The following is a 24,757-nucleotide window of genomic DNA, read 5'->3' on the forward strand; positions in this document are numbered from 1 at the left end:
CCTGCGGAAGTCCGCAGAGCAGGTCCAGGGTGTCGTCGACCGAAGCACCGGCCGCCCAGGGATCCGAGAGCCCGCCGCCGCTGCCGCCGTGCGCGGTCGGAGCTCCGGGGAGGGCGCCGCCGAAGCCGCCGGGCGTCGCGGACGGGCCGGCCGTGAGGCCGCGACCGAGGACTCCGAGCGCGAGGGTCGGACTGTCCGTGAACCCGGCGCCGAGGCCGCCGGGCGCCGCCGTCGGACCGTCCGTGTACCGGGCACGGGAGCCACCGGGTGCCGGGGGAGCGGCCGTGAGGCGGCCGCCGAAGCCGCCGGGCGTCGCAGCCGGACCGGCCGTGAGGTCGCCGCCGAGCGCACCGGGCGCAGCGAGCGCACCGGGCCCGCCCCGCCCCGCCGGCGGGCCGCCCGCGAATCCGGCCGTCCCCCCGGGCGGTGTGACCGGACCCCCCGCGGGTCCGGTCACACCGCCCGGGGGCAGCCCGCACAGCGGGTCGCCCGCCGGGCCGTCCGTCCAGGGGTCCGCGGGGCCGGCCGTCGGGCCGGGCGCGGCCCGACCTCCGGTGGGGCCGGCCGGGACCGTGCCGCCGCGGGGCGCGAGCCCGGTCGACGGGTCGCCGCCCGCGGGCGCGCCGGGGTCCCGCGCGCCCGTGAAGGGGGCGGGCGGGACCGGGGCGGTGTCCGTCGGGTCCGGGGGATCGGACCACGGGTCACGCACGGCGCACCTCCGCCAGCGACCACCACGCGGCCAGGCCGAGGACGACCGACATCAGGACCGTGGAGGGGCCGCCGATGTCCGCGTAGAAGAAGTCGATGAGCTGCCAGGTCAGCACGCCGACCGCGACCAGCGCGCAGTCCGCGCCCCGCCGGCGCCGCCGCAGGGCCGCGACCAGGAGCGCCGCCCAGCTGCCCGCGAGGGCGAGCAGACCGATCAGGCCCTGCTCGCTCAGGACCAGCAGGTACATGTTGTGCGGGGACAGCAGCGGCTGCCGCTGGAAGACGGCGCCCGCGCCGGCCGTGTCGCTGCCGGAGGACAGCGCGAGCGAGGCGTTCGAGTCGCGGTAGGCGGGGAAGCCCTTCAGACCCACCCCCGTCAGCGGCTCGCTGCGCCACATCCGGCCCGCCGCCGCCCACATCGTGTACCGGTCGGTCACCGACTGGTCGGGCGCCGCGGCGACCTGGGTGATGCTGGTGACCCGCTCCTTCACCATCTCCGAGCCGATGCCGAGCCCGCCCACCAGGACCACGCCCAGCGCACCCGCCGCGAGCGCGACCCGTCCGGCCCGCCGCAGGCCGGACAGGACCAGCTGCAGCGCGCAGGTCAGCACGGTCGCGATCCACGCGCCCCGGCTGAAGGAGAGGACGAGGGGCAGGAAGAGCAGTCCGGCGCAGACCAGCGCCGCGGTGCGGGCCCGGCCGGCCGGGCCGCCCAGCGCGAGGCCGGTCGCGATGACGAGGGCGTACGCGACGACCGTCGCCATGCCCATCACGTCGGTCGCCCCGAAGGTGCCGACCGCGCGGATGTCCTCGCCCTGGTACGAGGCGCCGGTGCCGGTCAGGAACTGCACGACGCCCACCGCGCCCTGCAACAGGCCCAGACCGACCAGCGCCCACGCCACCACGGCGAAGTCCCGCCGGTCGCGGATCATGAGGAGCACGGCCGCCGGGACGAGCACGAAGATCTGCACGTAGCGGGCGACGCCCGGCAGGCTGGCGCCCGGGTCGTTGGAGGTGATCGCGGCCAGGCAGATGCCGAGCACGGGCAGCCCGAGGACGACGGCCGCCGCCCGGCTCAGCGGCCGGGCCCCGGAACGCACCACCCGGACCAGGCAGATGAGGACGAGCAGTCCCGAGGCCGCGTCGGCGACCGTGCCCGTACCGCCCGTTCCGCCCTGCGCGCCGCCCCCGCCGCCCGGCACCAGCAGCAGGGCGATCACGGCGAGCACCGGGGACAGCGTCCCGGCCCTGCGCACCCAGTCCCGTGCCCCGGAGCCGGCCGGGGAGGTCCGCCCGGTCTCCGGCAGCGAAACGGCCGTCGCCATGGTCAGCTCCCCGTCGGTCGCACGAGTCCGGCCGCCGTGCGCAGCAGGATGCACACGTCCTGCCAGAGCGACCAGTGGTCGATGTAGTGGTTGTCGAAGCGGCAGCGGTCCTCGATCGAGGTGTCGCCGCGCAGGCCGTGCACCTGGGCGAGGCCGGTGAGCCCCACCGGCATCCGGTGCCGGGCCGCGTAGCCCGCGTGGACCCGGCTGAACTGGGCCACGAAGTAAGGCCGTTCGGGCCGCGGCCCGACCAGGCTCATGTCGCCGCGCAGCACGTTCCACAGCTGCGGCAGCTCGTCCAGCGAGGTCTTGCGCAGGAAGTGCCCGGCGGCGCTCATCCGGTGGTCGTCGGCGACGCTCCACCGGGTCGCCGACTCCGTCTCGTCGGACGGGCGCAGCGTACGGAACTTGAGCAGCGTGAACAGGCGCCCGTTCTGGCCCACCCGCTCCTGCCGGAACAGCACCCCGGGCCCGTCCGCGAGCCGCACCGCGAGCGCGCACACCAGCAGCACCGGCAGCGCGACGGCGAGGGCCGGGGCGGCGAGCGCCACGTCCAGGGCCCGCTTCCCGGTCAGGCCGCGGCGCTCGGAGACCGGCACCAGACGGTGGCTGCCGTACCCCCACAGGTGGTCGCCCATCGCCCCCGGCCGCGGCTCGCCGCCGACCCGCCAGGTGGTGCAGCCGTAGTGCTGGAAGAGCGTCACGAGCCCGTGGTCCTCGGTGAGGAAGACGGCGTCGCGGACGGTGTTCTGGATGACCGCCCGGTGGATCTCCTCGGTCGTGGTGAGCACCGGGAGGCCCCGCTCGCCGTCCGCCCGCCCGGCGACCAGGCCCACCGGCCGGATGCCGTACTCCGGGTGCTGCCCGAGCGCCGCGGCGAACCGGCGCGCCGCGCCCGGCGCCCCGACGACGAGCGCCGACCGCGGATGCGCCCGGGCCGTCCGCCGCCGCCGCGCGTGCACGAGACCGCGCACCGTGACCACGGCCGCGACGTGCGTCCCGTACGCGCCGCAGAGCCGCAGCGGGCCGATCGCGAGCCCGGGGGCGTACGCGGCGACCGCGGCGGCCGTCACGCACCAGGCGACACCGGCGCGGGAGGCCAGCGCGGGCAGGTCGTCCAGGGCCCCGGCGAGCACGGCACCCGGCCGGTACAGGCCGGCCCGGCCGTCGAGGAGCACGACGAGGCCGCCGACCAGCAGCGAGACCTCCCAGCGCCGGTGCGCCGCGGAGAGCACGCAGACCGCGAGCAGGACGGCGACGGCGTCGGCCGCCAGCAGCGGCGCGGTGGTGGGCCGCGCCCGGACCGGGCGCCGCGGCGCGAGCGCGAGCCGGTCGGAGGCGCCGCGCGGCGACGCCAGGGAGGCGAGGCCCGCGAAGGGAGCCGCCGTGGGCCACGGGCCCGGCGAAGGAGGGACGCTGGTGCTTTCGGTAGTCACTGCGCAATCGGCTCTCTGTGCTCCGTGCACCGCACTCCGGCCAGTTCGCGGTAGAGCTCCGCGACGGCCGCGCCGGTGCGCCGCACATCGAATCTGCTGAGTACGTGCTCGCGGGCCTCCCGGCCCAGCGAGCGCCGCAGCCCGGGCTCGCCCAGCAGGCGGCCGAGCGCGGCGGCGAGGGCGGCCGGGTCCCCGGGCGGGACCAGGCACAGCTCCTCATGTCCGGGCGGCAGGCTCTCGCGCGCGCCGTCCACGTCGCCGACCACCACGGGCCGTCCGCTCGCCATCGCCTCCAGGGGAGCGAGCGCCATGCCCTCCCAGCGGGAGGGCAGCACGACGAGGTCGGCGGCCCGGTACCAGGGCGCGGTGTCGGTCACCGCGCCGGTGAAGCGCACCGAGGGCCCGGCGGCGGCCCGCAGCCGTTCCCCGTCGGGTCCTTCGCCGACCAGGACGAGCCGGGCGTCCGGCACGGCGGCGAGCACCTCGGGCCAGGCGGCGAGCAGCACGTCCTGGCCCTTCTGCCGGCAGAGCCGGCCCACGCACACGACGAGCGGCCCGGCAGCGTCGCCGCCGGGCTCCTCGTCGGCGGGCGCGAAGCGCCCCGCGTCCACCCCGTTGTGGATCACCGACCAGGGCGCCCGCACCCCGGCCGCCTCGCCGGTGCGGCGCTCGGCCTCGCTGACGCAGACGATCCGGGCCGTCCAGCGGGCGGCCCAGCGCTCCCAGCGCCGGGCGAGCGTCGCGGTCGTCCCCTCGACCGCCTCGAAGGACCAGGCGTGCGGCTGGTACACCGTCGGAACCCGTCCGCGCACCGCGAGCCGGGCGCACAGGCCGGCCTTGGCGCTGTGCGCGTGGACGAGCGCGGGGCGCACGGTGCGGACGAGCCGGCCGAGCTCCCGGGTCTCCCGGACGATCCCGGGGCCGGGGTCCCGGCCCGCCCGCCACGCGTACGTGTCGGCGCCCTCGGCCCGTACGGCCGCGGCGAGTCCGGTGTCGGGCGGACAGGCCACGGCGACCCGCAGCCCGTCCGCCAGCTGCGCGCGGACCAGGTCGGTGACGACCCGGGCGACCCCGCCGTCACCCGGCTGGACCGCGTGCAGCACGTCAGCCCCGGGCGCCCGCCCGCCGGACGTCCGCCTGGAGGAAGAGCGCGCCGAGCCAGACGGTGTCCGTCCGGCTGCCGACGCGGATGTGGAAACGATCGGCCCCATGGCGCAGCGCCCCCCGCAGATCGAAGACGTCGGAGTCGTACCCCAGGGTGTTCTGATGAGCGGGCAGTCGTCCCATCCGACTTTTTCCCGATTCCGTGATGCTGGAGTTCATCACGTCGTCCGCGGAATTCGCGGAATCGGAGAGCACGCTCCGCTTGACGGTCTTAGCCCGTTCGGATTCCACCGCGAGGTAATCCCCGGAAGTCCCGCGGTCACCGTCATAGGCGACCAGTCCGAGCAGGCCGCCCGCCCCCTGGGGAATGCGGTCCTTGCCGAGCGGGAGCGGGATTCCCAGCTCGGGGTTCTTCGGGCCGACCGTTTCGAAGCCGTCCCAGACGGCCAGACGGCGCAGTGGCTCGGCCGCCTTCTCGTAGGCGGCGACCAGGGTCCAGCCACCCCATCCGCCGACGGCCGAACGGCCCATCGCCACGTTGACCTGGGCGACGGTCCACATTCCCGAGTGGGCCGACCGGACGAGCTTGGTGACGTCGGCGGAGGCCTGGAAGGCGTCGGCGCCGTCGGCGGTGCGGTGACCGATGGTGGTGTCGGCGAGCAGTGCCTTGTACCGGCCGCCGGGCTCGGCGATCAGCACCCGCCCGTTGTCCTTGGGCGGCTTCTGCTCGCCGACGCGCAGGTTGCCGCCCCAGTACAGGCGGGCCCAGCTGACCCGGGCCCCGGCGGGGATCCGCAGCTCGGCCCTGCTGGAGTTGTAGGTGTTGGCGTCGTCGTCGACGTCCACGTACCCCATCGTGGCGCCGTCGTTGGCCGACTCGGTGCCCCGCTTGCCCTTGGCCGAGGCGTTGGCGGCCCGGACGATGCCGCCGTGCTGGACGGCCTGGTACCGCGGGGCGAAGGCGAGTCGGGTGGCTTCCGTCGGCTTGGGCGCGACGGCGGATGCGGCCGGGAGCGCGGCGGAGAGGGCCGCGCACGACACGGCGCAGAGCGCGCCCCGGCGTACGGCATGAACCGCTGAATTCCGCATACAGGTTCTCCGCTTTGATGAGAGAAGGAAGGGAAGACCCGTGTAGACCGGGAGAGAGGAAGGTGTCGTCCGCGCAAAATCCAAGAACGCGTGACGGGACCGGAAGCAACGTTCGGGAACGTTATAACCCCCACGGCGGGCGATAGTAAGCATTAGATGCTCGCAAACGCTAACTTCCGTACCCTCGGGGCCGGTTCCTCGTTGAGCGTGTTGCCCCTTTCCAGGTTCGGTCACTCGAATGACCCTCCTATGGCCCAAAGATCGGTTGAACGTCACCCGTTCGGGAGAGCAACCGATGAATGGCCGGGCCGTTGTTGAAGGAGCCGGGCTGAACCGTCCGCGCCGACCTCGCAGTCGCAGCAGATTCCGTCGCTCCCCATCGATCGAGGAGATCCTCTTCATGTCCCGTATCGCGAAGGCCGTCGTCCTGTCCCTCGGTGCCGCCGCCGCCGTCGCCGGCACCGCCGGTGTCGCCGCCGCCGACGCCGGTGCCGAGGCCGCGGCCGTGGGCTCCCCGGGCGTGCTGTCCGGCAACGTCGTCCAGGTCCCGGTCCACGTCCCGGTCAACGTCTGCGGGAACACCGTCAACGTGATCGGCGCGCTGAACCCGACCTTCGGCAACACCTGCATCAACGCCTGATCTCGCACGCCGGATCGTGGTCCTTCCGAGGCCGGCGCGCCGTCCCCGCCAGGGGTGGCGCGCCGGCCTTTCGCCGTCTGCTCACTGGGTGGTGACTCGTTTGGGCGCACGCCTGTGCGCCGTCCGGTGCAACGGCGTACGCCCCTGAGAGGGGCAGGTCGGGAACGGGATTCACTCGAACGGAGACGTGGCGCTCAGTAGTTCTCCGGTTGCGTACGGCTATACCCGCAGGCACGGTGGCGGGGAAGTTGTCCGACGCATAAGGAAAAGGAACACGTATGCGTCTCCTGGCATCACGCCGTCTCACCGCCCTGGCGATATCCGCCGCGATCACCCTCGGTACGGCGGGACCCGCCTGCGCCGACGAAGTCCGTCCCGCCCGCCCGGCCGCCCCCGCCTCCCTCCCCGCCGATCCCGTCTCCGGCGCGCTCGCGAACGTGCGGAAGGCGGTCGCGGGCCTGCTCGCGGCGGTCGCCTCGGGTGGCGCCGTCGGCGCCGTCCCGCAGGTCACCTCGACGCTGGGCTCCCTGGTCGACCTCGCCGTGGCCACCGTCCTCGGCAGCGGCCCGCCCGCCACGGCCCCGGCCGGACTGCCCGCCCTGCCGGGCCTCGCACCGCCGGACCTGCCCGTCGACGCGCCGGAGGACCCGCCGGCCGACGCCGACTCGCTCCCGGTCCCGCCGCCGGCCGACGCCGACTCGCTCCCGGTCGGCACCGGGTCGCTCCCCGTCGTGCCGCCCGCCGGCATCGGCGCCCTGCCGGTGAAGCCGCCGCTGCCGGTCCGCTGACCGCTCGCGCCACGCGCCGTGCCCGTCCGGTACTCCCGGGCGGGCACGGCCGCTCGTACGTCATGCGATCGGTCAATAGCACCGGCCCGCATCATTCGGGTGCAGTGTCGAGAAATCCCTCCGCCCGGAGTTTCCGGGAAGCGCACGTCTCGTTACAGAAGGCAGAACGACGTACGGGAATCGCTCAAGAAGCCTGTGCGGCAAGTGAGTTGCTTGCGCCGACACGTGTACGCCAGAAGGAAGGATCCTCATTCATGAAGCCCACCAAGGTTGCCGCGGTCATCGCCGGTTCTGTGATGGCCCTGGGTGTCGCCGCGCCCGCGATGGCCGCGGAGTCGATGGTGCCCTCCAGCCTGGACGGTGGCCTCGGATCGCTGACCAGCTCCGGCCTGAAGTCGGACGCGCTCAGCAGCACCACGGACGGCTCGCCCGTCCAGAAGGTGACCGAGACCGCGGGTCAGCTGAACCAGGCGGGCAAGGGTGCGACCGGCCTGCTCGGCGGCCTTCCGCTCGGCGGCTGACCGACTGACTGGCAGTCAGACCACCATGTGGTGACGGGCCCTGGCGGACCTTCCCCGCCGGGGCTTTCGTCTGCCCCGTTCATGGGTCCGATTGAATGATTTTCGGATCATGTGTCGCGTGGGATCGGTCATGCACGGCCCCCGCTCCATACGCTCTCGCCATCCCCACGCAGACGGACGGTGGGGAACGCGGGCCGGTCGGAGCGAGGGGGGATCCTCGCCGGTCTCTCCCTTTCCCAGAGGAAGAGCGGTATGCGACCCATCAACACCAGGAAAATGCTCACCATGGCTGCGGCCACCGGCATTCTCTCGCTCACCGGCGGCTTCGCCCTCGCCGCGGGGGACGCGCCCGGCCCCGGCGCGGGGAGCCAGGTCCGCGGGCCCGCCGCGGCGGACGTCTGCGGCGACCACGCGCACCTCGGGGCCATGGGGGCCGCCGTCAGTGAGCTGTGCGCCAAGGCGGTCCACTCCGCCGCCGACGATCCCGGGGGTTACGGGGACGACGAGCCGGGCGGCCACGGGGAGGAGGGGCACCCGCCCGGTCACCACCCCGCCCCGCCGGGCGGCCACACGACCCCGCCCGGCGGCGAGCACACGACGCATCCGCCGACCACGCAGCCGCCCACCCACCCGGGCGAACCCGGCTGCGAGTACGGCGAGGAGGGCCCGGACTGCGGCCCCACGACGCACCCCCCGACCACGCAGCCGCCGACGACGCAGCCGCCGACGACGCAGCCGCCGACGACCCAGCCGCCGACGACGCACCCGCCGACGACGCACCCGCCCACCACGCACCCGCCGACGACGCACCCGCCCACCACGCAGCCGCCCACCACGCAGCCGCCGACGACCCACCCGCCGACGACGCACCCGCCCACCACGCAGCCGCCGACGACCCACCCGCCGACGACGCACCCGCCCACCACGCAGCCGCCGACGACGCACCCGCCGACGACCCACCCGCCCACCACGCAGCCGCCCACGACCCACCCGCCCACCACCCAGCCGCCCACCCACCCCGGCGGGCCCGGTTGTGAGTACGGCGAGGAGGGGCCGGACTGCGGTCCCGGCACGCAGCCGCCCACCCACCCGGGAGGGCCCGGTTGTGAGTACGGCGAGGAGGAGTCGGACTGTGGCGGCACCACGCCGCCCGGTCACCCCAGCGAGCACCCCCACCTCCCCGACACCGGCAGCGACTCCGCCGCCCTCATGGGGGCCGCCGCGATCAGTGCCGCCCTCCTCGTCGGCGGCGGCGTGATGTACCTGCGCGGCGGTCGGCTGGTCCGCGGCCGCCACTGAACCGGCCGCACGGCAAGCCGTACTGACGCCACGTCAACCCGGGTCCTCACCACTCACCGGTGAGGACCCCCGGCGTTGCTGCACTCAGGGGAATTGCGTCACGTTCCCCGCCCGGAACTCGTTTGCAGGACATGAATCTGCGATCTCACGTCGGCCTGGGTCTCCTGGCCACCGCCCTCGCGTCCGCGGCCCTGGCGACCCCCGCCGTCGCCGACGCCCCCGTGGTGGTCCCGCTCCAGGGCCTCGAGCCGGTGATCCCGATGGACGCCCCCACCCTCGCCACCGGCGTCCCCACGCCGGTGCCGGGTGCGCCCACCGGCTTCCACGAGGGCGCCGGCAGCCTGCCGGACCTCACCCTGCCCCGCATTCCGCTCGACAGCACCCTGTCGAGGACCGACATCGCCGCGCCACTGCCCGAGCTCCTCAGGGACAGCGAGCCGGGCACGGCCGAGCTCACCAGCCCCCGCGCGGAGATGAAGGCCGTCACCCCCGGTGCCACCGTGGGCAACGCGGTCCGCACCCCGCAGGCCGGCGGGCTGCTCCCGGGACTCACGGCGCCCGAGGTGGGCGTCCTCACCCCCGCGCTGAACGGCGCGCTGGACCCGCAGCTGGGCCTGGCGCCGTAGCCGGCCGGGCGGCGTTCGTTTGTACGACCTTTGATCCGGCGGGTGAAGACACGATTCTTCCCGCCACCCGAGGGATCTCTGCTCGTTGCAGATGAAGGCTTGTCGCATGGCCGCGGCCCGCAGGTCCCGGTCCGCCCCGTCGTATCCGACGGCGGGCGGACGGGCGATCTGCGGGCCATCTCCTCCCCTGCGGCTTCCATTCGGCCCAATGGCCGTGACCCGCCCGCCCTTTCGGCGTTGAAGAAACGCGTGGCCGTGATTCTCGCGGTCGCATTCCACGTTCAAGGAGTTCTTGATGTCTCGCATCGCGAAGGCTGCCGCTGTCCTCGCCGGCACGGGTGCCGTTGCCCTCAGCGGAGCCGGCATGGCCGTCGCCGACTCCGGCGCCGAGGCCGTCGCCGCTCACTCCCCCGGCGTCGCCTCCGGCAACGTCGTGCAGGTTCCGGTCCACGTGCCGATCAACCTCTGCGGCAACAGCGTCAGCGTCATCGGCCTGCTGAACCCGACCTTCGGCAACCAGTGCGCGAACGTCGACGGTCACCACGGTGACGGCGGCTACGGCGGCTGAACCCCGGCCCCGACAGCGTCCCCCCGGCCCGACGGGCCGGGGGGACGCTGTCATGCGTAGCGGTAGACGCCGCTGTGGTCGAGCAGCTCCGCCGGGGTCACGTTCCACGGGCCGAGCCGCTCGTTCAGCGACGCGACCCGCCGGTACTGCGGATCGCCCAGCGGCGGCGGGTCCTTCGGCAGGTAGCCCGCCCCCGGATTGCGCTGCTGCCAGCGTGACCAGAGCAGGTCGACGAAGGCGTGGTGCAGCCAGAACACCGGGTCGTTGACCGAGGCGCCGCCCAGCATCATCCCGCCCACCCAGCGGTGCACCCGGTTGTGCACCCGGAAGCGGTCGTTGCCCTGGCCGCCGGCCCAGCCCTCCATCCGGTTGCGGAATCCGGACGCGCTGGTCGAGTTCCACGGCGCCACGTCGTACGCCCGCTCGCCCATGAGCTCCTCGACCTGAGCGGCCGTCGGCAGCGTGATGGGGTCGCGCGGGCGCCCGAAGTCACGGGTGAGGAAGTTGCCCTCGGTCATGTTCTGCTTGACCGTCCAGCGGCCGCCCGCGTACGCGAAGGGCCCGGTCATCACCTGGAAGTCGCCCCGGCGCCCGTTGCCGCCCATGAAGTCGTCGCTCCACAGGGAGGCGGCCGGGGTGTCGTCGCGGGTCCAGTCCCAGTAGGGCACGGTCACCGCCGGGTCGATCCGGCGTAGCGCCCGCTCGAACTCCAGCAGGAACTTGCGGTGCCAGGGCAGGAAACTGGGGCACATGTGCGCCTCGCGCCGCTTGCCCTCGCCGTCGGCGACGTAATAGTCGATGTGGGTGCGGACGAAGTCGTCGTACGTCCCGGTGCGCTTGAGTTCGAGGACGGCGGAGACGAACCGCTTCCGCTCGGCGCTCGTCAGATCGCGCTGGTTCTTACGCGTATACGCCACGCGGGCTCCCTCCAGGATGGGTGCCGTGGGCGGCGGCGAGGCGGGAGAGCGGGGCGGTGCCCAGCTCGTCCACGGCCGCGCGGACGGCCGCCAGCGGCGTCGGACAGGACTCGTAGTGGTCGATCGGGGTGACGTAGCCGCCGTCGGCGCACCGCATCAGATGGAGCGGCCGGCCGTCGACGAGGGCCAGCGGTTCGCCGTCCGGTCCCGGACGGCCCTGGATGCGCCGTCCGGCGTACATCTCGTCGAAGGCGACGCCGATGCCGGCGGCCGGGCCGGGGCCGGGGCCGGCGGCGAGCGGACCGGGGCCGGTGGGCCGGTCCTGACCGGTCGTGCCGATCCGGGCCAGCGCGCCGCCCGTGAAAGCGGTGACGGCCAGCGCGAAGAGGGACCGCAACGCGGTGCGGCGCGGGACGATCATGAGCGATCTCCTGAGGTCGGCTGATGCCCTCTGGGCACAACGATGTAAACCGCGCTTCGTTGCGCCGGAAATGCCGACGGAGGGAATGTCGGCCGAATGAGTGAATTCGGCGGAGGGGGGCGGGTGTTCGTCCCCTAGCATCCCGATCCATGACCACTTCCAACGTCCTGCCGACGGAACACAGCGCCCATACGATGGGCACGCTCACCGTCATCTCCTGGACCCTCGGGCCCACCGACGACATGCCCGCCACCCCTTTCCTGATGGTCTATTCGCTCGGTGACGGCCTGCACGGCGCGGAGGCCGGCGAGGCGGAGCTGCGCGGGACCCTGGAGGGCATGGGCGTGCCGATCGGCGGCATCGTCGTCGACGCGGGCCAGGAGCGGGGGATCGGCGCGCACCTGCTCGTCGAGGCGGAGCGGGCCGTGCTCACCCTGCCGTTCATGAACGCGCAGTGCCCGGTGTCGGCGGACTGGCAGGCCGCGGCGTACGAGACCGGTCACGTCATCGTGAAGGTGCCGGTCGTGCCGTGGGCGGACGCGGAGCCGGGCGCCCCGGTGGACGAGGAGCGTCTCAAGGCGTTCATCTCCGCCGACGAGGTCGTGCGGAACTCGGGCCACATCGCGGTGCCGGTGAGCCGGATCAAGGGCTGAGCGGGGAGGGGGCGGCGTCATGGCGACGGTGAACGTACGGGGCGCGGTACCGGGGCAGCGGCAGCAGGAGGACGAGCGGACCGGCGGAGCGGGGTACGGCGCGAGCCGGGCCTTCGCCTGGATGCTCATGGTGACGGGAGCGGCGGGCGTGCTGGCCGGCTGGGTCATCACGATCGACAAGTTCAAGCTCCTGGAGGACCCGGGCTTCCAGCCGGGGTGCAGCCTCAACCCGGTCGTCTCGTGCGGCAACATCATGAAGAGCGAGCAGGCCGCGGTGTTCGGGTTCCCGAACCCGATGCTGGGGCTCGCCACCTACGCCGTGGTCGCCGCCGTGGGCGCCGGCATCCTGGCCGGCGCCCGCTACCGGGGCTGGTTCTGGCTCGCGCTCAACGCGGGGATGCTGTTCGGGGTCGGCTTCTGCACCTGGCTGATGTACCAGTCGCTGTACGAGATCAACTCGCTGTGCCTGTGGTGCTGCCTGGCCTGGTGCGCCACGATCACCATGTTCTGGTACGTCACCGCGCTCAACGTGAGGCAGGGGACGCTGCCGGCGCCGGCCGCAGTGAAGGGCTTCTTCGGGGAGTTCGCCTTCGCGCCGCCGGTGCTGCACATCGGGATCATCGGGATGCTGATCCTGACCCGCTGGTGGCAGTTCTGGACCAGCTGACGTGCATCCTTCCTCCTCCTGGCCGCGAGTGGCGCTGATGCTGCTGCTCGCGGCCGCGTTCGTGTTCGTCCCGCCGTACGAGCGGTTCGCCCCGGGCGGGCGGCCGGCCGGGGAGCGGGCGGCGCCGCCCGAGCCGCCGCGACCGCTGCCCGGGGTCCCGTCCGGGTTCTTCACCGGCTCCGACGAGGCCGGGGTGCGGCGGATCGCCGGGGTCGAGCGGTGGCTCGGCGGGGAGCCGCTGGGCGTCGGGCACACCTATCTGCCGGGCGACCGCTGGTCCAACATCGAGGGCCACCCGGCGCTGTTCGAGCCGTGGGCGCACTGGAAGGAGGAGCGGCCGGGGCGCCTGTTCGTGCTGAACGTGCCGCTCCTGGACCGCAGCGAGGCGGGCCTGGACGACGGGCAGGTGCGGGACGGGCTGCGGCGCGGTGCGGCCGGGGAGTTCGACGGGCACTTCAGGACGCTGGGGGAGCGGCTGGTGCGGTACCGGCTCGGGGACGCGGTGCTGGTGCTGGGCTGGGAGATGAACGGGACCACGTACAGCCATCGCTGCGGGCCCGACCCGGAGGCCTGGAAGGCGTACTGGCGGCGGGTGGTGGGGGTGCTGCGCGCGGTGCCGGGGCAGCGTTTCCGCTTCGACTTCACGCCGAGCCGGGGCCTCGACGCCATCGCCTGGCCGCGCTGCTACCCGGGCGACGCCCACGTCGACATCCTCGGCATGGACGCGTACGACCAGCCGGCGGGGCTCTCCTTCGAGGAGCAGGTCACCGAGGAGTACGGGCTGGCGCACCACGCGCGGTTCGCGGCGGCGCACGGCAAGCCGGTCTCGTTCCCGGAGTGGGGTCTGTTCCGCAACGGGGACAACCCGGCGTACGTGCGGGGGATGCTCGACTGGTTCGCGCGGCAGCGGCCGGTGTACCAGACCTTCACCGACTACTGCCCGCACGGGGTGTGGGGCTGTGCGGAGAACCCGGCGTCGGGCGAGGTGCTCAGGGGCGCGCTGGCCCGGCCGGCCGGAGGGTCAGCCCGGCCTTGAGGGTGTCGACGGTCCGGTCGAGGAGCGCGAGCAGGTCGTCGCCCTGGCCGTGTTCGGCCCAGTGCAGGGTGGCTTCGCGCAGGGCGCCGAGGACGGCCGCGGTGAAGACCCGTACCTCCAGGTCGTCGGGGGCGCGCCCGGTGCGCTCGGCGACGGCCCGGGAGAGCCGGCGGGCGCTCTCGGCGGTGGTCTCGGTGAGCCGGGCGCGGACCGCGGGGACCTCCGCCATGAGGCGGGCGCGCAGCCGTGTCTCGGCCGGTTCGTGGGTGAGGGCGGCCGTGACGGCGTCGACGACGACGGCCCGCAGCGACTCCAGCGGCTCCTCGCCGGGCGGGCGGGCGAGGAGTCGGGCTTCGAGGAGCGTGTCCTGGGCCTCGGTGAGGAGGATGTCCTCCTTCACCGGGAAGTAGCGCACGACGGTGGAGGGGGAGACCTCGGCCGCCGCCGCGATCTGCTCGATGGTGACGGCCTCGTACCCCTGCTCGGTGACGAGCCGGAAGGTGGCGCGGCGGATCGCGGCGCGGGTCCTGAGCTTCTTGCGCTCGCGCAGGCCTGGGCGCTCGGGGGTGACGGGCATGGCCGTCATTGTGCCTGGTCAGGCGGTTCAGGCGTGTTGGTACGCGACCAGCGAGATGCCCACGTAGTGGACGATGAACGCGGCGAGGGTGAAGGAGTGGAAGACCTCGTGGAAGCCGAACCAGCGGGGCGAGGGGTTGGGGCGCTTGATGCCGTAGATGACTCCGCCCGCGCTGTAGAGCAGACCGCCGACGATCACCAGGACGAGGACGGCGATGCCGCCGGTGCGCATGAAGTCGGGCAGGAAGAAGACGGCGGCCCAGCCCATCGCGATGTAGCAGGGCGTGTACAGCCAGCGAGGGGCGCCGACCCAGAAGACCCGGAAGGCGATGCCGGCGGCGGCCGCCGCCCAGACCGCCCACATGAGCGGGCGGCCGGTGGAGTCCGGCAGGAGCAGCAGGGTCAGCGGGGTGTAGGTGCCCGCGATGATGAGGAAGATGTTGGCGTGGTCGAGGCGCCGCAGCACCGCCTCGCCGCGCGGGCCCCAGTTGCCGCGGTGGTACAGGGCGCTGATGCCGAAGAGCAGGCAGGCGGTGAGGGCGTAGATCCCGCAGGCGACCCGGGCCCTCGGTGAGTCCGAGAGGGCGACCAGGACGAGGCCCGCGACGATCACCGCGGGGAACATCCCGGCGTGCAGCCAGCCCCTGAGTCTCGGCTTGAGCGGGAGCGGCAGCGGCGGGCGCTGCTCCGTCGACGTGAGGTCCGGCGTGGCTGCAGTCATGGCACCGAATGCTACCTACGCCCCCGTAGGTACCGGATACGTGTACGGGTGTGCCGGATATGAGTGGCGACGAACGAGTGGCGATGCTCACGTGTGAGGCCCTCTGGACATATGGGCGGTAGCATCGGATGATCAAATGAGTGCGGTCGGCACCGGATGAGCGCCTACGACGCATCCGGGTCGCAGCCCCCAAGGGGCATACATCTTAAAAACCCCTCAACAAGGAGCAATCGTGGCGCGCGACAACGCGGCTCCCTCCACCGTCCCCACCCAGCACAAGGAACTGATCTCGTGGGTCAACGAGATCGCTGAGATCACTCAGCCCGATCGCGTCGTCTGGTGCGACGGGTCCGAGGCCGAGTACGAGCGCCTGTGCGAGGAGCTCGTCGCCAAGGGGACCTTCAAGAAGCTGGACCCGGTCAAGCGCCCGAACTCGTACTACGCGGCCTCGGACCCGACCGACGTCGCGCGCGTCGAGGACCGGACCTTCATCTGCTCCGAGAAGGAGGAGGACGCGGGCCCGACCAACCACTGGAAGGCCCCCGCGGAGATGAAGGACGTCTTCGCCGGTGAGAAGGGCATCTTCCGCGGCTCGATGAAGGGCCGGACGATGTACGTCGTCCCGTTCTGCATGGGCCCCGTCGGCTCCCCGCTCTCCGCCATCGGCGTCGAGATCACCGACTCCGCGTACGTCGCGGTCTCCATGCGCACGATGACCCGCATGGGACAGGCCGTCCTCGACGAGCTCGGCACCGACGGCTTCTTCGTGAAGGCCGTCCACACCCTCGGCGCTCCGCTCGCCGAGGGCGAGGCCGACGTTCCGTGGCCGTGCAACTCCACCAAGTACATCTCGCACTTCCCCGAGACCCGCGAGATCTGGTCCTTCGGCTCGGGCTACGGCGGCAACGCGCTGCTCGGCAAGAAGTGCTACGCGCTCCGCATCGCCTCCGTCATGGCGCGTGACGAGGGCTGGCTCGCCGAGCACATGCTCATCCTCAAGCTCACGCCGCCGCAGGGCGAGGCGAAGTACGTGGCCGCCGCCTTCCCGTCGGCCTGCGGCAAGACCAACCTCGCCATGCTGGAGCCCACGATCCCCGGCTGGACGGTCGAGACCATCGGCGACGACATCGCCTGGATGCGCTTCGGCGAGGACGGCCGCCTCTACGCGATCAACCCCGAGGCCGGCTTCTTCGGCGTCGCGCCCGGCACCGGCGAGCACACCAACGCCAACGCCATGAAGACCCTCTGGGGCAACTCGGTCTTCACCAACGTCGCGCTCACCGACGACGGCGACGTGTGGTGGGAGGGCATGACCGAGGAGGCGCCCGCGCACCTGACCGACTGGAAGGGCAACGACTGGACGCCGGAGTCCGAGACCCCGGCCGCCCACCCGAACGCCCGCTTCACCGTCCCGGCCGGCCAGTGCCCGACGATCGCCCCCGAGTGGGAGGACGTCAAGGGCGTCCCGATCTCCGCGATCCTCTTCGGCGGCCGCCGCGCCTCCGCGGTGCCGCTGGTGACCGAGTCCTTCGACTGGAACCACGGCGTCTTCCTCGGCGCCAACGTCGCCTCCGAGAAGACCGCCGCCGCCGAGGGCAAGGTCGGCGAGCTGCGCCGCGACCCGTTCGCCATGCTGCCGTTCTGCGGCTACAACATGGGCGACTACATGGCGCACTGGGTCAAGGTCGGCAGCGACGCCGCGCGGGAAGGGCACCAGGCGAAGCTGCCGAAGATCTACTACGTGAACTGGTTCCGCAAGAACGACGCGGGCCAGTTCGTGTGGCCCGGCTTCGGCGAGAACAGCCGCGTCCTGAAGTGGATCGTCGAGCGCCTGGAGGGCAAGGCCGAGGGCGTCGAGACCCCGATCGGCGTCCTGCCGACCCGGGAGTCCCTGGACACCGCCGGTCTGGAACTGCCCGAGGCCGACCTGGACTTCCTGCTCACCGTCGACAAGGACGTCTGGCGCGAGGAGGCCGCCCTGGTCCCCGCGCACCTGGAGACCTTCGGGGAGCACACCCCCAAGGAGCTGTGGGACGAGTACCGCGCGCTCGTCGAGCGCCTGGGCTGATCCCCTGGCGGTACACCTGAGACTCGTGGTGGGTTGCCCCGACATTCCGCCCTGACCAGTGGGGTCACGACGGCCCACCACGACGCAACCGGCCCCCGGAGCCCCCTCACGGCTGCGGGGGCCGGCGCACGTCCGCGACCGGGCGGCGGCTACCGGCCCCGGTCCTCCAGATAGCGCGTGTGGATCTCCTGGCGCCGGGCCTCCGCCTCGTGCAGGGCCCCGGCGACCGCCTCCGCCTCGGCGTGCAGCGCCGCCAGCTGACGCTCCAGGTGCCGCTCCGGCGGCTCCTTGCCCGGCACCGCCCGGGTCCACCACCGGCTCCGTACGAACGCGTCGACGGCCTCCGGCACGTCCTGGCGCACCGCCCGGCCCAGCACCCGCAGATGCCCGGGGTCGCTGACCCAGCCCGGTTCGAGCAGGGCGCCGAGCAGGGTGTCCAGCTCCGTCAGACGCCCGTGCGCGGCCGGTGGGAGCTCCACCTCGGCGAGGTACTCCCGCAGCCTCGCCAGGTCCGCCCGCAGCGCGTCCAGCTGCTCGGCCGGGTCCGGGAAGGCGGGGGCCGCCGGGCGTTCCGGCGGGGCGATCAGCGCGCCCGCCCCGTACAGTCCCGCGACGACCAGCGGCCACAGCGAGCCGGCCGCGCCGGTCAGGGTGACGCCCACCCCGGCCAGGCCGCACACACAGCCGGTGAGGTTCTTGCGGGACTCGGCGTACCGCAGCAGCGCGTCACTGATAGCCACGGATCTCCTCGAAGGCTCCGTCGAGCGAGCCGTGGGTCGCGTCGAAGAGGCGGCCGCCGGTGAGCCCGGCGATGTGGTCGAGCGCGGACCGGTCGGAGTCGCCGAAGAGGATCGGAAAGACCGGGGTGCGCTTCTGGGCGGGGGTGAGTGTGTCCGCGTAGAAGCTGTCGAAGGCCGAGGCCGGGTCGCCGTCGGTGTTCTCGCCGTCCGTCATCAGCACGATCGAGGTGAACGCGCCGTCCGAGGCGTCGGCGCCGAGCTGCCCGTACGCCTCCTTCAGGCTGGAGTAGATCGCCGTGCCGCCGGAGGCCGACAGGCGGCCCGCGTCGGCGCGGATCGCGTCGAGCGCGCCCTTCGGGGCGGCCGGGTCGACCGTGCGGGTGGTGACCTCGGAGCGCTTCACCGACGAGCCGAACGGCATCAGCGTGACCTCCTCGCGGTCCCGGAAGTCGCCGGTCAGCTCCGCGAGCGCCGACTTCAGCCGGTCGAGCCGCTCACCCTCCATCGAGCCGGAGGTGTCCAGGACGTAGACCGTGCGGGAGGGGCGGCGCAGCGTGTTGTCGTACGCGTCGAGCAGCCCGTCGGCGACGGATCGGCTGCCGGGGAAGGGCAGTTCGCGGCGCGGGTCGGCCGCGAGCCGGGGCGCCGGCGCCACCCCGGGGACGACCGGGCGGCGCAGGGTGCGCTCGGTGATCATGCGCTGGACGGCCGGGGTGCGCAGCTCCGCGGCGAGCCGGCGGGCCGCGTCCTTCGCCTCCGGGCGGGCGGCGGTCAGCGAGGTCAGCGGGTAGTCCGCGGTGACCACCCCGTCGGCGGGGCGGATCACGGTGAGGTCGCCGGGCATCGAGAGCAGCACCGACTCGTAGTTGACCAGCGCGTCGACGTCGCCGCGCCGGGCGTAGGCGGTGGCGAGCCAGCCGGAGGACCCGGAGGTCAGCTTCTGCCCGGCGAAGAACTCCTTCAGCTTCGGCGTGGCGGCCTTCACGTCCCGGTCGGTGAGCGCGGACTGCGCGCCGGACAGGCCGGAGGCCACCGAGACCAGCGCGGAGAAGCCGGAGTTGGAACGCAGCGGGTCCGTCATGCCGTAGCTGAGCTTCCGGTCGGCGACCGCCCGGTGGATCTGCGCCCAGGTGACCTTCTTCGGGTCCCAGCCGAGCCGGGCGACGACGCCGGGCCGCACGCCGAGCGCGACCGGGGAGGTCATGACCGGGGTCTCGCCGGTGATCCGCCGGGCGGTGTCGGGGCGCAGCCGCAGGTAGTCGTTGGAGGACAGCCAGACCGCGTCGAACCCCTGGTCGGCCTCGCCGGACGCGATCCGCTCGACGGCGTCGAGGGTCCCGGCGTAGGTCGGCCGCACGGTGACGCCGGTCGCCTTGCGGACCTCCTCCCACACCGGTGCCATGTCGGCGAGTTCGGAGGAGGCGAGGACCCGCAGGGTGCCGGGCCGGTACGCCTGCTTGTCCCCGTCGGGGCCGTCGGGGGTGCCGGAGCCGCCGCAGCCGGTGGCGACCAGGGCGAGGGAGAGCGCGGCGACCGCCGCGCGCAGGGCCGTGCGGGCGGTTCTCATCCGCGGCCCCCTTCGAGGATCCCGGTGCCGCCGTCCGCCGTGCGCGTGCGCTCCAAGTGCGCGCTCGCCGTGCGCAGTTCCGCGGTCAGCGCGTCGACGGTCTGCGCCATCGACTCGGTCGCGCGGACCTTGTACGTGTCGATCGCGTCGAGCGTCGAGTAGATCTGCTGGAAGGCGGTGCGCACGGTGTCCAGACCGACCGCGGGCTCCGCGGCCAGCCGCTGGATGTCCCCGGACTGGCCGGCGAGGGCGATCGCGTTGCGCTGGATGATGCTCTCGGTCGTGCCGCGCAGCGCGGTCACCTGCTCGGTGACCTTCTTCTGGTGCTCCAGCGCGGAGGCCAGCATCACCGCGATCCGCAGCGCCGTGACGGTCGTCGTCGACGCCCGCTCCACGCCCTTGATCAGCTCGTCGTTGTTGCGGCGCACCATGTCCATCGCGAGGTAGCCCTGGGCGCAGACGGCGAGCTGGGTCAGCAGGTCCTGGTGCTTCTGCCGGACCGGGAAGAGCACGTCGGCGCGGAGCGCGTCGGCCTGCGCCGGGTCGGCGGTCAGCGCGACCCGCTCCTCGACGGCCGCGTCCAGGGCCTCGGTGAGCACCGCGTACTCCTGGAGGCGGCCCATGGTCTCCCACAGCCGGGCCCGCTCGGTCTGCAGGGCCGCGTTGTCGCGGCGCAGCTCGTCCTGGCCGCCGTCCAGGGCGGCCAGGATCCGGTCGAGGGTGGTCTTCGAGGAGGCGTACTTCGCGATGTGGTCGCGCACCCGGTTGCCGCCGGGCAGCTTGGACAGCAGGCCCCGGACGCCCTTGGCGGGGGTGTCGCGCGGGTCCAGGTCCTCGACCGTGCGCCGCAGCGCGACGAGCGAGTCGCCGACCCGGGCCTGGGGGTCGCCGCCGGCGGTGCCGAGCGAGCGGACCGTGCGGTCCAGCATCCGGTTGGACTGCTGGGCGGCGGTGCGCAGCTCGCCGCCGCCGAGCGCCGTGATCTCCCCGATCCGGCCGGTGAACTCCGGGGAGCGGGCGTCGAGTCCGGCGAGCGCGCCGACGTACTCGTCGGCGCGCCGGGCCATCTCGGTGCGGACCGCGTCGTCGACCGGGACGAGCGTCTTCGCCTGCTCGGCGCGGACCGGCGGCACCGGCTCGGGCGGGGTGAGGACGAGCGGGCTGTCCGGGCTCGTGGGTGTGGTCATGCGGGGTCCCCCTGGTCGCGGGCCCGCAGCGCCATCCGGTGCAGCACCTCGGAGGTGGGCACGGGCGCCTGGCGGACCCCGGTGAGCTTCTGGTCGAGGTAGCCGGTGAGGCCGGCGGTGGCGGCGGTGAACTCGGCCGGGGCGCCCTGCGGGCGGAAGCCGTGGCGGACCGCCAGCCTGCGCAGCTCCGGGTCGGTGGAGAGGAGTTCGCCGAGGGTCCGGCCGGCCTCGGTGAGCGGGACGAGCGTGTGGTCGCTGCTGACGGTGGTGTCCGGGTACAGGACGACGAGGTCGGAGGCCCAGTCGCCGGGCGGCCGGGCGATCAGCTGGGCGGCGACCTGGGACTCGTAGACGAGGACCAGCGGGTTGCCGACGCCGCTGACGAAGTCCCGGAAGGGCGCGTCGGAGCTCGACTGCTGGGCGCCCTGCACCTGGATCAGCTTGCGCAGCAGCGGGGCCGTGCGGTCCACGGCGGCCTTGTCCCCGGCGACCCGGCCGCCGTCGGCGACGTAGCTCGCGGCGGCCAGGTAGAGCGCGCCGGAGTTGGAGGCCAGCGGGTCGGTGGAGGTGACGAACAGGGTGCCGCTCAGTTCGGCGTGCCCCGCGGAGCCCCTGAGCTGCTGCCAGGTCCGGTCGGCGCGGGCGGCGGCGAGGTAGGGCTCCATGCGCAGGGTGCCGGTGTGGCCGCCGGGCGCGAGCGTGGCGAGCCCGTTGCCGGCGAGCACCTTGGCGGCGGCGCCGTGCGCGACGACGACCAGCGGCGAGTAGAAGGGGCGCAGCGGGGTGCCGGTCGCCTTCGTCCTGGCCTTGATCTCGTCGGCGGGCGCCTTGGCGGACGGGAACGCGAAGTCGTGGCCCGTGAGGGGCAGTCGCTCCATGTCCCAGGACCCGGAGGTCTCCGTCCGTACGGTGAGGCCCTTGGCGGCAAGGGCCTTCACGACCTCGGGATCGGCGAAGAACTCCGCCTTCTCCGACCCGATCACTCCTCGCACGGTCTTCGTTGCCGTGCCCTTGTCGTCCTGGTCGCCGTCGGTCACGAGGACCACGGCCACGCCGCCCAGGAGCAGGACGGCGAGGACGATTCCCAGAATGCGTCTCACGCGGGCAGCGTGCTCGCGGAAACCCACATTCCAGGGGGAGTCGGGTGTACGGCGGGTGAAGCGGTGATCCCGGTACCGAACCGGAGCGGAGTGTCCGGATTTCGCGCCGGAATCGGCGTGTACGGTGTGCGGACTTCACTGGGGGGTGACGCCATGCCGCGCTGGGCGGTGGTGATGCTGGTGACCGTGGGGGCGTTGGTGGTGCTCGCGCCGGTCGCCGTGTTCGTCGGATACGTCTACGTGTACGGGGCGAACCACGAGGACATGCGCTTTCCCGAGGACGACGTGAGCCTGGCGAAGTGCGGCCTGGATCCGGCGTCGGGACGGCCGGTGGTCGAGGTGGCGCTGGTCGGCGGGGTGCGCGAGGGGTCGTACACCGTCGGTGTCGACTTCCTCGACACGAGCCGGGCGGGGAACGGGGAGCCGGTCGACGGCGCTGCCGTCGTCCTCTCCGCGGAGCCCGGGGGCTCCCGGCGGGCGACGCTCGTCGGCGCGAAGCGCTTCGACGGGGGCGAACTCGGCTGCGGTGTGCGCGACCTGGTGCCGCTGGCGCCCGGGGCCGGCGGGGCTGCCGGGTCGTGAGGCGGGCGGTGGGTGGCGCCCGGTCCGCGCGGTGTCGTGGCCGCGCGGACCGGGGCCGTCAAGGGGCGCCGACCAGGGATTCCCCGGCGAGCGCCGCGGTGTGCGCGTCCATCCGCTCGGCGGCGAGGATCGCGGCGGCCGTGTCGGCCCGGGAGGCGGCGACGACCAGGGCGCGGCCCGCGAGGGCGTGCGCCCTGCGGTGCAGCGCCTCGGCGGGGGAGCCGCTGAGGCCCGCGTGCCGCGCCGGGGGCGCGCCGCGGAGCCGGGCGACCTGCCGGGCGATCAGCTCGCCGGCCTCGCCGTCGCCGAGCTCGTCGGTGACGGCGAGCAGGGCGGCGAGGTGCCCGGCGAGCTGGATGTCCAGCTCCTCCTCGCGGGAGCGGTGCGGGTACGCGTGGTGGTCGTCGTCGGCCATCCGGTGGACCGACTTGGTGCGGATCGGTTCGTACATGGGACGGCCTCCTGGTTGCTCTGGAGGCATCCTAGCTTAGATTCAATCTAAAGTTGAGTGCTGTCCGGATCGGGGCGTCGTGGCGCCCGCCGGGGTGGCGGCGCTAGTGCTGGCTGTAGCCGTCCAGGAAGGAGCCGATCCGGGTCACCGCGTCCGCCAGGTCCGCGGCGGTGGGCAGGGTGACGATCCGGAAGTGGTCCGGCTCGTGCCAGTTGAAGCCGGTCCCGTGCACGACCATGATCTTCTCGGCCCGCAGCAGGTCGAGGACCATCTGCCGGTCGTCCTTGATCTTGTAGACGTTGGGGTCGAGCCGCGGGAACAGGTACAGCGCGCCCTTCGGCTTCACGCACGTCACGCCCGGGATCTGCGTCAGCAGCTCGTACGCCGTGTCCCGCTGTTCGAGCAGCCGCCCGCCCGGCAGCACCAGGTCCTCGATCGACTGGCGGCCCTGGAGCGCGGCGGCCACCGCGTGCTGGGCCGGCATGTTGGCGCACAGGCGCATGTTGGCGAGGATCGTCAGGCCCTCGATGTACGAGGTGGCGTGCGCCTTCGGTCCGCAGACCGCCAGCCAGCCGGAGCGGAAGCCGGCGACCCGGTAGTTCTTGCTCATCCCGTTGAAGGTGAGGACGAGCAGGTCGGGGGCGATCGCGGCGGTCGGCGTGTGCGTGGCGCCGTCGTAGAGGATCTTGTCGTAGATCTCGTCGGAGCAGACCACCAGCTTGTGGCGGCGGGCGATCTCCGTCAGCGAGCGGAGCATCTCGTCGTCGTAGACGGCGCCCGTCGGGTTGTTCGGGTTGATGATCACGATCGCCTTGGTGCGGTCGGTGATCTTGCGCTCGATGTCGGCCAGGTCCGGCATCCAGTCCGCCTGCTCGTCGCAGCGGTAGTGCACGGCCGTACCGCCCGCGAGGGAGACCGAGGCCGTCCACAGCGGGTAGTCCGGCGCCGGCACGAGGACCTCGTCGCCGTCGTCGAGCAGCGCCTGCATCGACATCTGGATCAGCTCGGAGACGCCGTTGCCGAGGTAGATGTCCTCGACGGAGAGCGGGATGCCCTTGGTCTCGTAGTGGCTCATCACCGCGCGGCGGGCGGACAGCAGGCCCTTCGCGTCGCCGTAGCCGTGGGCGTCGGCGAGGTTGCGCAGCACGTCCTCGAGGATGGCCGGCGGGCACTCGAAGCCGAAGGCGGCCGGATTGCCGGTGTTGAGCTTGAGGATGCGGTGACCCGCAGCCTCGAGCCGCATCGCCTCTTCGAGCACCGGGCCCCGGATCTCGTAACAGACGTTGGACAGCTTCGTGGACTGGATCACCTGCATGACGAGAGCTTACGGCGGGGCCGGTCGGCGCGCTCCGTGTTCTGTGCCACGTCGGGCGTTCGGGCGACGGGGCGGGCGCCCGTTCGGGCGGGACCCGGGCCCGGCCCCGTTGTGACCCACGTCGCTTCCGCGGTGACGTGCTCCCTACAATCCCGGTTCGTGAGCCAGTACGACACGGGGGCCGACGACGGCCCGAGACGCCGCCGCAGGCACGCCTCCGGGCGCCGCGGGCCCGGCCCGCTCCTGATGGCCGGGGGCGGCGCCGTCGTCGCCCTCGGCGCGCTCGCGGCCGTCCTGGCCGCCGCCTCCGGGCCGGGGCCCGAGCCGGGCTCTCCGGCGGGGGGCGGAGGACGGGCGGGCATGCCGGCGCTGATCCAGCCTGATCCGGGGACGGCGGACCAAGGGGGCCAGGGCGAGGGCGAGGGCGGAGCGACGCCCTCCCGTACGGGTGCGGGATCCGGGTCCGGCTCCGCGTCCGCGTCGGCGTCCGTGAGCGCGAGCCCGCGCCCCGCCGCCCCGTCCGCCGGCGGCCTGCCCGCGCCCGTGACGACCACCACTCCCGCCGGGGACGGGCCCGGAAAGTCGGGCTCCGCGCCCGGGATCAAGAAGAAGCAGCGGTAGGAGGGGCGGGCCCGCAGGATAGGTTGGTCCG

Annotated in this window: 26 protein-coding genes; 12 read left to right on the top strand and 14 right to left on the bottom strand. The window is 73.5% G+C overall.

Going from position 1 to position 24,757, the window contains the following annotated elements; all coding sequences use genetic code 11:
- Positions 1 to 701: 701 nt before the first annotated feature.
- From OG309_RS23670 to OG309_RS23685, 4 genes are read right to left on the bottom strand one after another with little or no spacing between them, the layout of a single operon-like run.
- Positions 702 to 2,033: an O-antigen ligase family protein gene (locus OG309_RS23670; RefSeq protein ID WP_329423465.1), complete on the bottom strand. Its 1,332-nt coding sequence runs from the start codon at positions 2,031 to 2,033 to the stop codon at positions 702 to 704.
- 2 nt (positions 2,034 to 2,035) lie between these two features.
- Complete coding sequence (locus OG309_RS23675; protein WP_329423467.1) at positions 2,036 to 3,469, bottom strand: sugar transferase; 1,434 nt, start codon at positions 3,467 to 3,469, stop codon at positions 2,036 to 2,038.
- Complete coding sequence (locus OG309_RS23680; protein WP_329423469.1) at positions 3,466 to 4,572, bottom strand: glycosyltransferase; 1,107 nt, start codon at positions 4,570 to 4,572, stop codon at positions 3,466 to 3,468. The genes OG309_RS23675 and OG309_RS23680 overlap by 4 nt, the downstream gene beginning before the upstream one ends.
- A 1-nt stretch (position 4,573) precedes the next feature.
- Positions 4,574 to 5,662, bottom strand: coding sequence for a DUF3344 domain-containing protein (locus tag OG309_RS23685; protein WP_329423470.1), 1,089 nt, complete (start codon positions 5,660 to 5,662; stop codon positions 4,574 to 4,576).
- Between the two features lie 400 nt (positions 5,663 to 6,062).
- Between OG309_RS23685 and OG309_RS23690 the strand changes: the two genes are divergently transcribed.
- From OG309_RS23690 to OG309_RS23715, 6 genes are all read left to right on the top strand, one after another.
- Positions 6,063 to 6,302: a chaplin gene (locus OG309_RS23690; protein ID WP_329423472.1), complete on the top strand. Its 240-nt coding sequence runs from the start codon at positions 6,063 to 6,065 to the stop codon at positions 6,300 to 6,302.
- Between the two features lie 278 nt (positions 6,303 to 6,580).
- On the top strand, positions 6,581 to 7,090 hold the full coding sequence (locus OG309_RS23695; protein ID WP_329423474.1) for a hypothetical protein: 510 nt from the start codon (positions 6,581 to 6,583) through the stop codon (positions 7,088 to 7,090).
- A 254-nt stretch (positions 7,091 to 7,344) separates the two neighbouring features.
- Positions 7,345 to 7,611, top strand: a complete 267-nt coding sequence (locus OG309_RS23700; protein WP_329423476.1) for a hypothetical protein — start codon at positions 7,345 to 7,347, stop codon at positions 7,609 to 7,611.
- Between the two features lie 285 nt (positions 7,612 to 7,896).
- Entirely contained in the window at positions 7,897 to 8,910 is a 1,014-nt protein-coding gene (locus tag OG309_RS23705; protein WP_329423478.1) for an LPXTG cell wall anchor domain-containing protein, read from the top strand.
- A gap of 131 nt (positions 8,911 to 9,041) precedes the next feature.
- Positions 9,042 to 9,536 carry a hypothetical protein gene (locus tag OG309_RS23710; RefSeq protein WP_329423480.1) on the top strand — a complete coding sequence of 165 codons (495 nt, stop codon included), beginning with the start codon at positions 9,042 to 9,044 and terminating at the stop codon, positions 9,534 to 9,536.
- Between the two features lie 295 nt (positions 9,537 to 9,831).
- Positions 9,832 to 10,104: a chaplin gene (locus OG309_RS23715; protein WP_046909852.1), complete on the top strand. Its 273-nt coding sequence runs from the start codon at positions 9,832 to 9,834 to the stop codon at positions 10,102 to 10,104.
- Positions 10,105 to 10,154: 50 nt separating this feature from the next.
- Here the strand turns inward: OG309_RS23715 and OG309_RS23720 are convergent, their stop codons facing one another.
- Both OG309_RS23720 and OG309_RS23725 read right to left on the bottom strand, forming a co-directional pair.
- Positions 10,155 to 11,021, bottom strand: a complete 867-nt coding sequence (locus tag OG309_RS23720; RefSeq protein WP_329423483.1) for a tyrosinase family protein — start codon at positions 11,019 to 11,021, stop codon at positions 10,155 to 10,157.
- Positions 11,005 to 11,442, bottom strand: coding sequence for a tyrosinase family oxidase copper chaperone (locus OG309_RS23725; RefSeq protein ID WP_329423485.1), 438 nt, complete (start codon positions 11,440 to 11,442; stop codon positions 11,005 to 11,007). Before OG309_RS23725 ends, OG309_RS23720 begins: the two co-directional genes overlap by 17 nt.
- A 149-nt stretch (positions 11,443 to 11,591) precedes the next feature.
- On the opposite strand from OG309_RS23725, the gene OG309_RS23730 reads away from it, so the two are divergent.
- From OG309_RS23730 to OG309_RS23740, 3 genes are read left to right on the top strand one after another with little or no spacing between them, the layout of a single operon-like run.
- Positions 11,592 to 12,095 carry a DUF5949 family protein gene (locus OG309_RS23730; protein ID WP_329423487.1) on the top strand — a complete coding sequence of 168 codons (504 nt, stop codon included), beginning with the start codon at positions 11,592 to 11,594 and terminating at the stop codon, positions 12,093 to 12,095.
- 19 nt (positions 12,096 to 12,114) lie between these two features.
- Positions 12,115 to 12,762 (top strand): vitamin K epoxide reductase family protein, encoded by a 648-nt coding sequence (locus OG309_RS23735; RefSeq protein ID WP_329423489.1) that lies wholly within the window; start codon positions 12,115 to 12,117, stop codon positions 12,760 to 12,762.
- 37 nt (positions 12,763 to 12,799) lie between these two features.
- The gene (locus OG309_RS23740) at positions 12,800 to 13,798 is read left to right on the top strand and encodes a glycoside hydrolase family 26 protein (RefSeq protein ID WP_443067641.1); all 999 of its coding nucleotides are present in this window, start codon (positions 12,800 to 12,802) and stop codon (positions 13,796 to 13,798) included.
- On the opposite strand, the gene OG309_RS23745 is transcribed toward OG309_RS23740, so the two are convergent.
- Both OG309_RS23745 and trhA read right to left on the bottom strand, forming a co-directional pair.
- On the bottom strand, positions 13,752 to 14,384 hold the full coding sequence (locus OG309_RS23745) for a TetR/AcrR family transcriptional regulator (protein WP_329423493.1): 633 nt from the start codon (positions 14,382 to 14,384) through the stop codon (positions 13,752 to 13,754). The genes OG309_RS23740 and OG309_RS23745 overlap by 47 nt on opposite strands.
- An 18-nt stretch (positions 14,385 to 14,402) precedes the next feature.
- Positions 14,403 to 15,095 (bottom strand): PAQR family membrane homeostasis protein TrhA, encoded by a 693-nt coding sequence (gene trhA / locus OG309_RS23750; RefSeq protein WP_329423494.1) that lies wholly within the window; start codon positions 15,093 to 15,095, stop codon positions 14,403 to 14,405.
- 232 nt (positions 15,096 to 15,327) lie between these two features.
- On the opposite strand from trhA, the gene OG309_RS23755 reads away from it, so the two are divergent.
- Positions 15,328 to 17,163: a phosphoenolpyruvate carboxykinase (GTP) gene (locus OG309_RS23755; protein WP_329423496.1), complete on the top strand. Its 1,836-nt coding sequence runs from the start codon at positions 15,328 to 15,330 to the stop codon at positions 17,161 to 17,163.
- Positions 17,164 to 17,312: 149 nt separating this feature from the next.
- Here the strand turns inward: OG309_RS23755 and OG309_RS23760 are convergent, their stop codons facing one another.
- Genes OG309_RS23760 through OG309_RS23775 form a run of 4 tightly spaced genes read right to left on the bottom strand, consistent with a single transcriptional unit; the run spans position 17,313 to position 21,784 of the window.
- On the bottom strand, positions 17,313 to 17,903 hold the full coding sequence (locus OG309_RS23760) for a hypothetical protein (RefSeq protein ID WP_329423498.1): 591 nt from the start codon (positions 17,901 to 17,903) through the stop codon (positions 17,313 to 17,315).
- Complete coding sequence (locus tag OG309_RS23765) at positions 17,890 to 19,470, bottom strand: substrate-binding and vWA domain-containing protein (RefSeq protein ID WP_329423500.1); 1,581 nt, start codon at positions 19,468 to 19,470, stop codon at positions 17,890 to 17,892. Before OG309_RS23765 ends, OG309_RS23760 begins: the two co-directional genes overlap by 14 nt.
- Positions 19,467 to 20,657, bottom strand: coding sequence for a toxic anion resistance protein (locus tag OG309_RS23770; protein ID WP_329423501.1), 1,191 nt, complete (start codon positions 20,655 to 20,657; stop codon positions 19,467 to 19,469). The genes OG309_RS23765 and OG309_RS23770 overlap by 4 nt, the downstream gene beginning before the upstream one ends.
- Positions 20,654 to 21,784: a hypothetical protein gene (locus OG309_RS23775; protein WP_329423503.1), complete on the bottom strand. Its 1,131-nt coding sequence runs from the start codon at positions 21,782 to 21,784 to the stop codon at positions 20,654 to 20,656. Before OG309_RS23775 ends, OG309_RS23770 begins: the two co-directional genes overlap by 4 nt.
- Before the next feature lie 126 nt (positions 21,785 to 21,910).
- Here OG309_RS23775 and OG309_RS23780 point away from each other — a divergent pair, with 126 nt between their 5' ends.
- The gene (locus OG309_RS23780; RefSeq protein WP_329423505.1) at positions 21,911 to 22,339 is read left to right on the top strand and encodes a hypothetical protein; all 429 of its coding nucleotides are present in this window, start codon (positions 21,911 to 21,913) and stop codon (positions 22,337 to 22,339) included.
- Between the two features lie 58 nt (positions 22,340 to 22,397).
- On the opposite strand, the gene OG309_RS23785 is transcribed toward OG309_RS23780, so the two are convergent.
- Positions 22,398 to 22,790 carry an SCO4983 family protein gene (locus OG309_RS23785; RefSeq protein ID WP_329423507.1) on the bottom strand — a complete coding sequence of 131 codons (393 nt, stop codon included), beginning with the start codon at positions 22,788 to 22,790 and terminating at the stop codon, positions 22,398 to 22,400.
- 103 nt (positions 22,791 to 22,893) lie between these two features.
- Positions 22,894 to 24,105: a pyridoxal phosphate-dependent aminotransferase gene (locus tag OG309_RS23790; RefSeq protein WP_329423509.1), complete on the bottom strand. Its 1,212-nt coding sequence runs from the start codon at positions 24,103 to 24,105 to the stop codon at positions 22,894 to 22,896.
- Between the two features lie 159 nt (positions 24,106 to 24,264).
- On the opposite strand from OG309_RS23790, the gene OG309_RS23795 reads away from it, so the two are divergent.
- Positions 24,265 to 24,726: a hypothetical protein gene (locus OG309_RS23795; RefSeq protein WP_329423511.1), complete on the top strand. Its 462-nt coding sequence runs from the start codon at positions 24,265 to 24,267 to the stop codon at positions 24,724 to 24,726.
- The last annotated feature ends 31 nt before the right edge of the window (positions 24,727 to 24,757 follow it).

Origin of the sequence: Streptomyces sp. NBC_01268, from assembly GCF_036240795.1 — a bacterium.
Classification (GTDB): Bacteria; Actinomycetota; Actinomycetes; order Streptomycetales; family Streptomycetaceae; genus Streptomyces.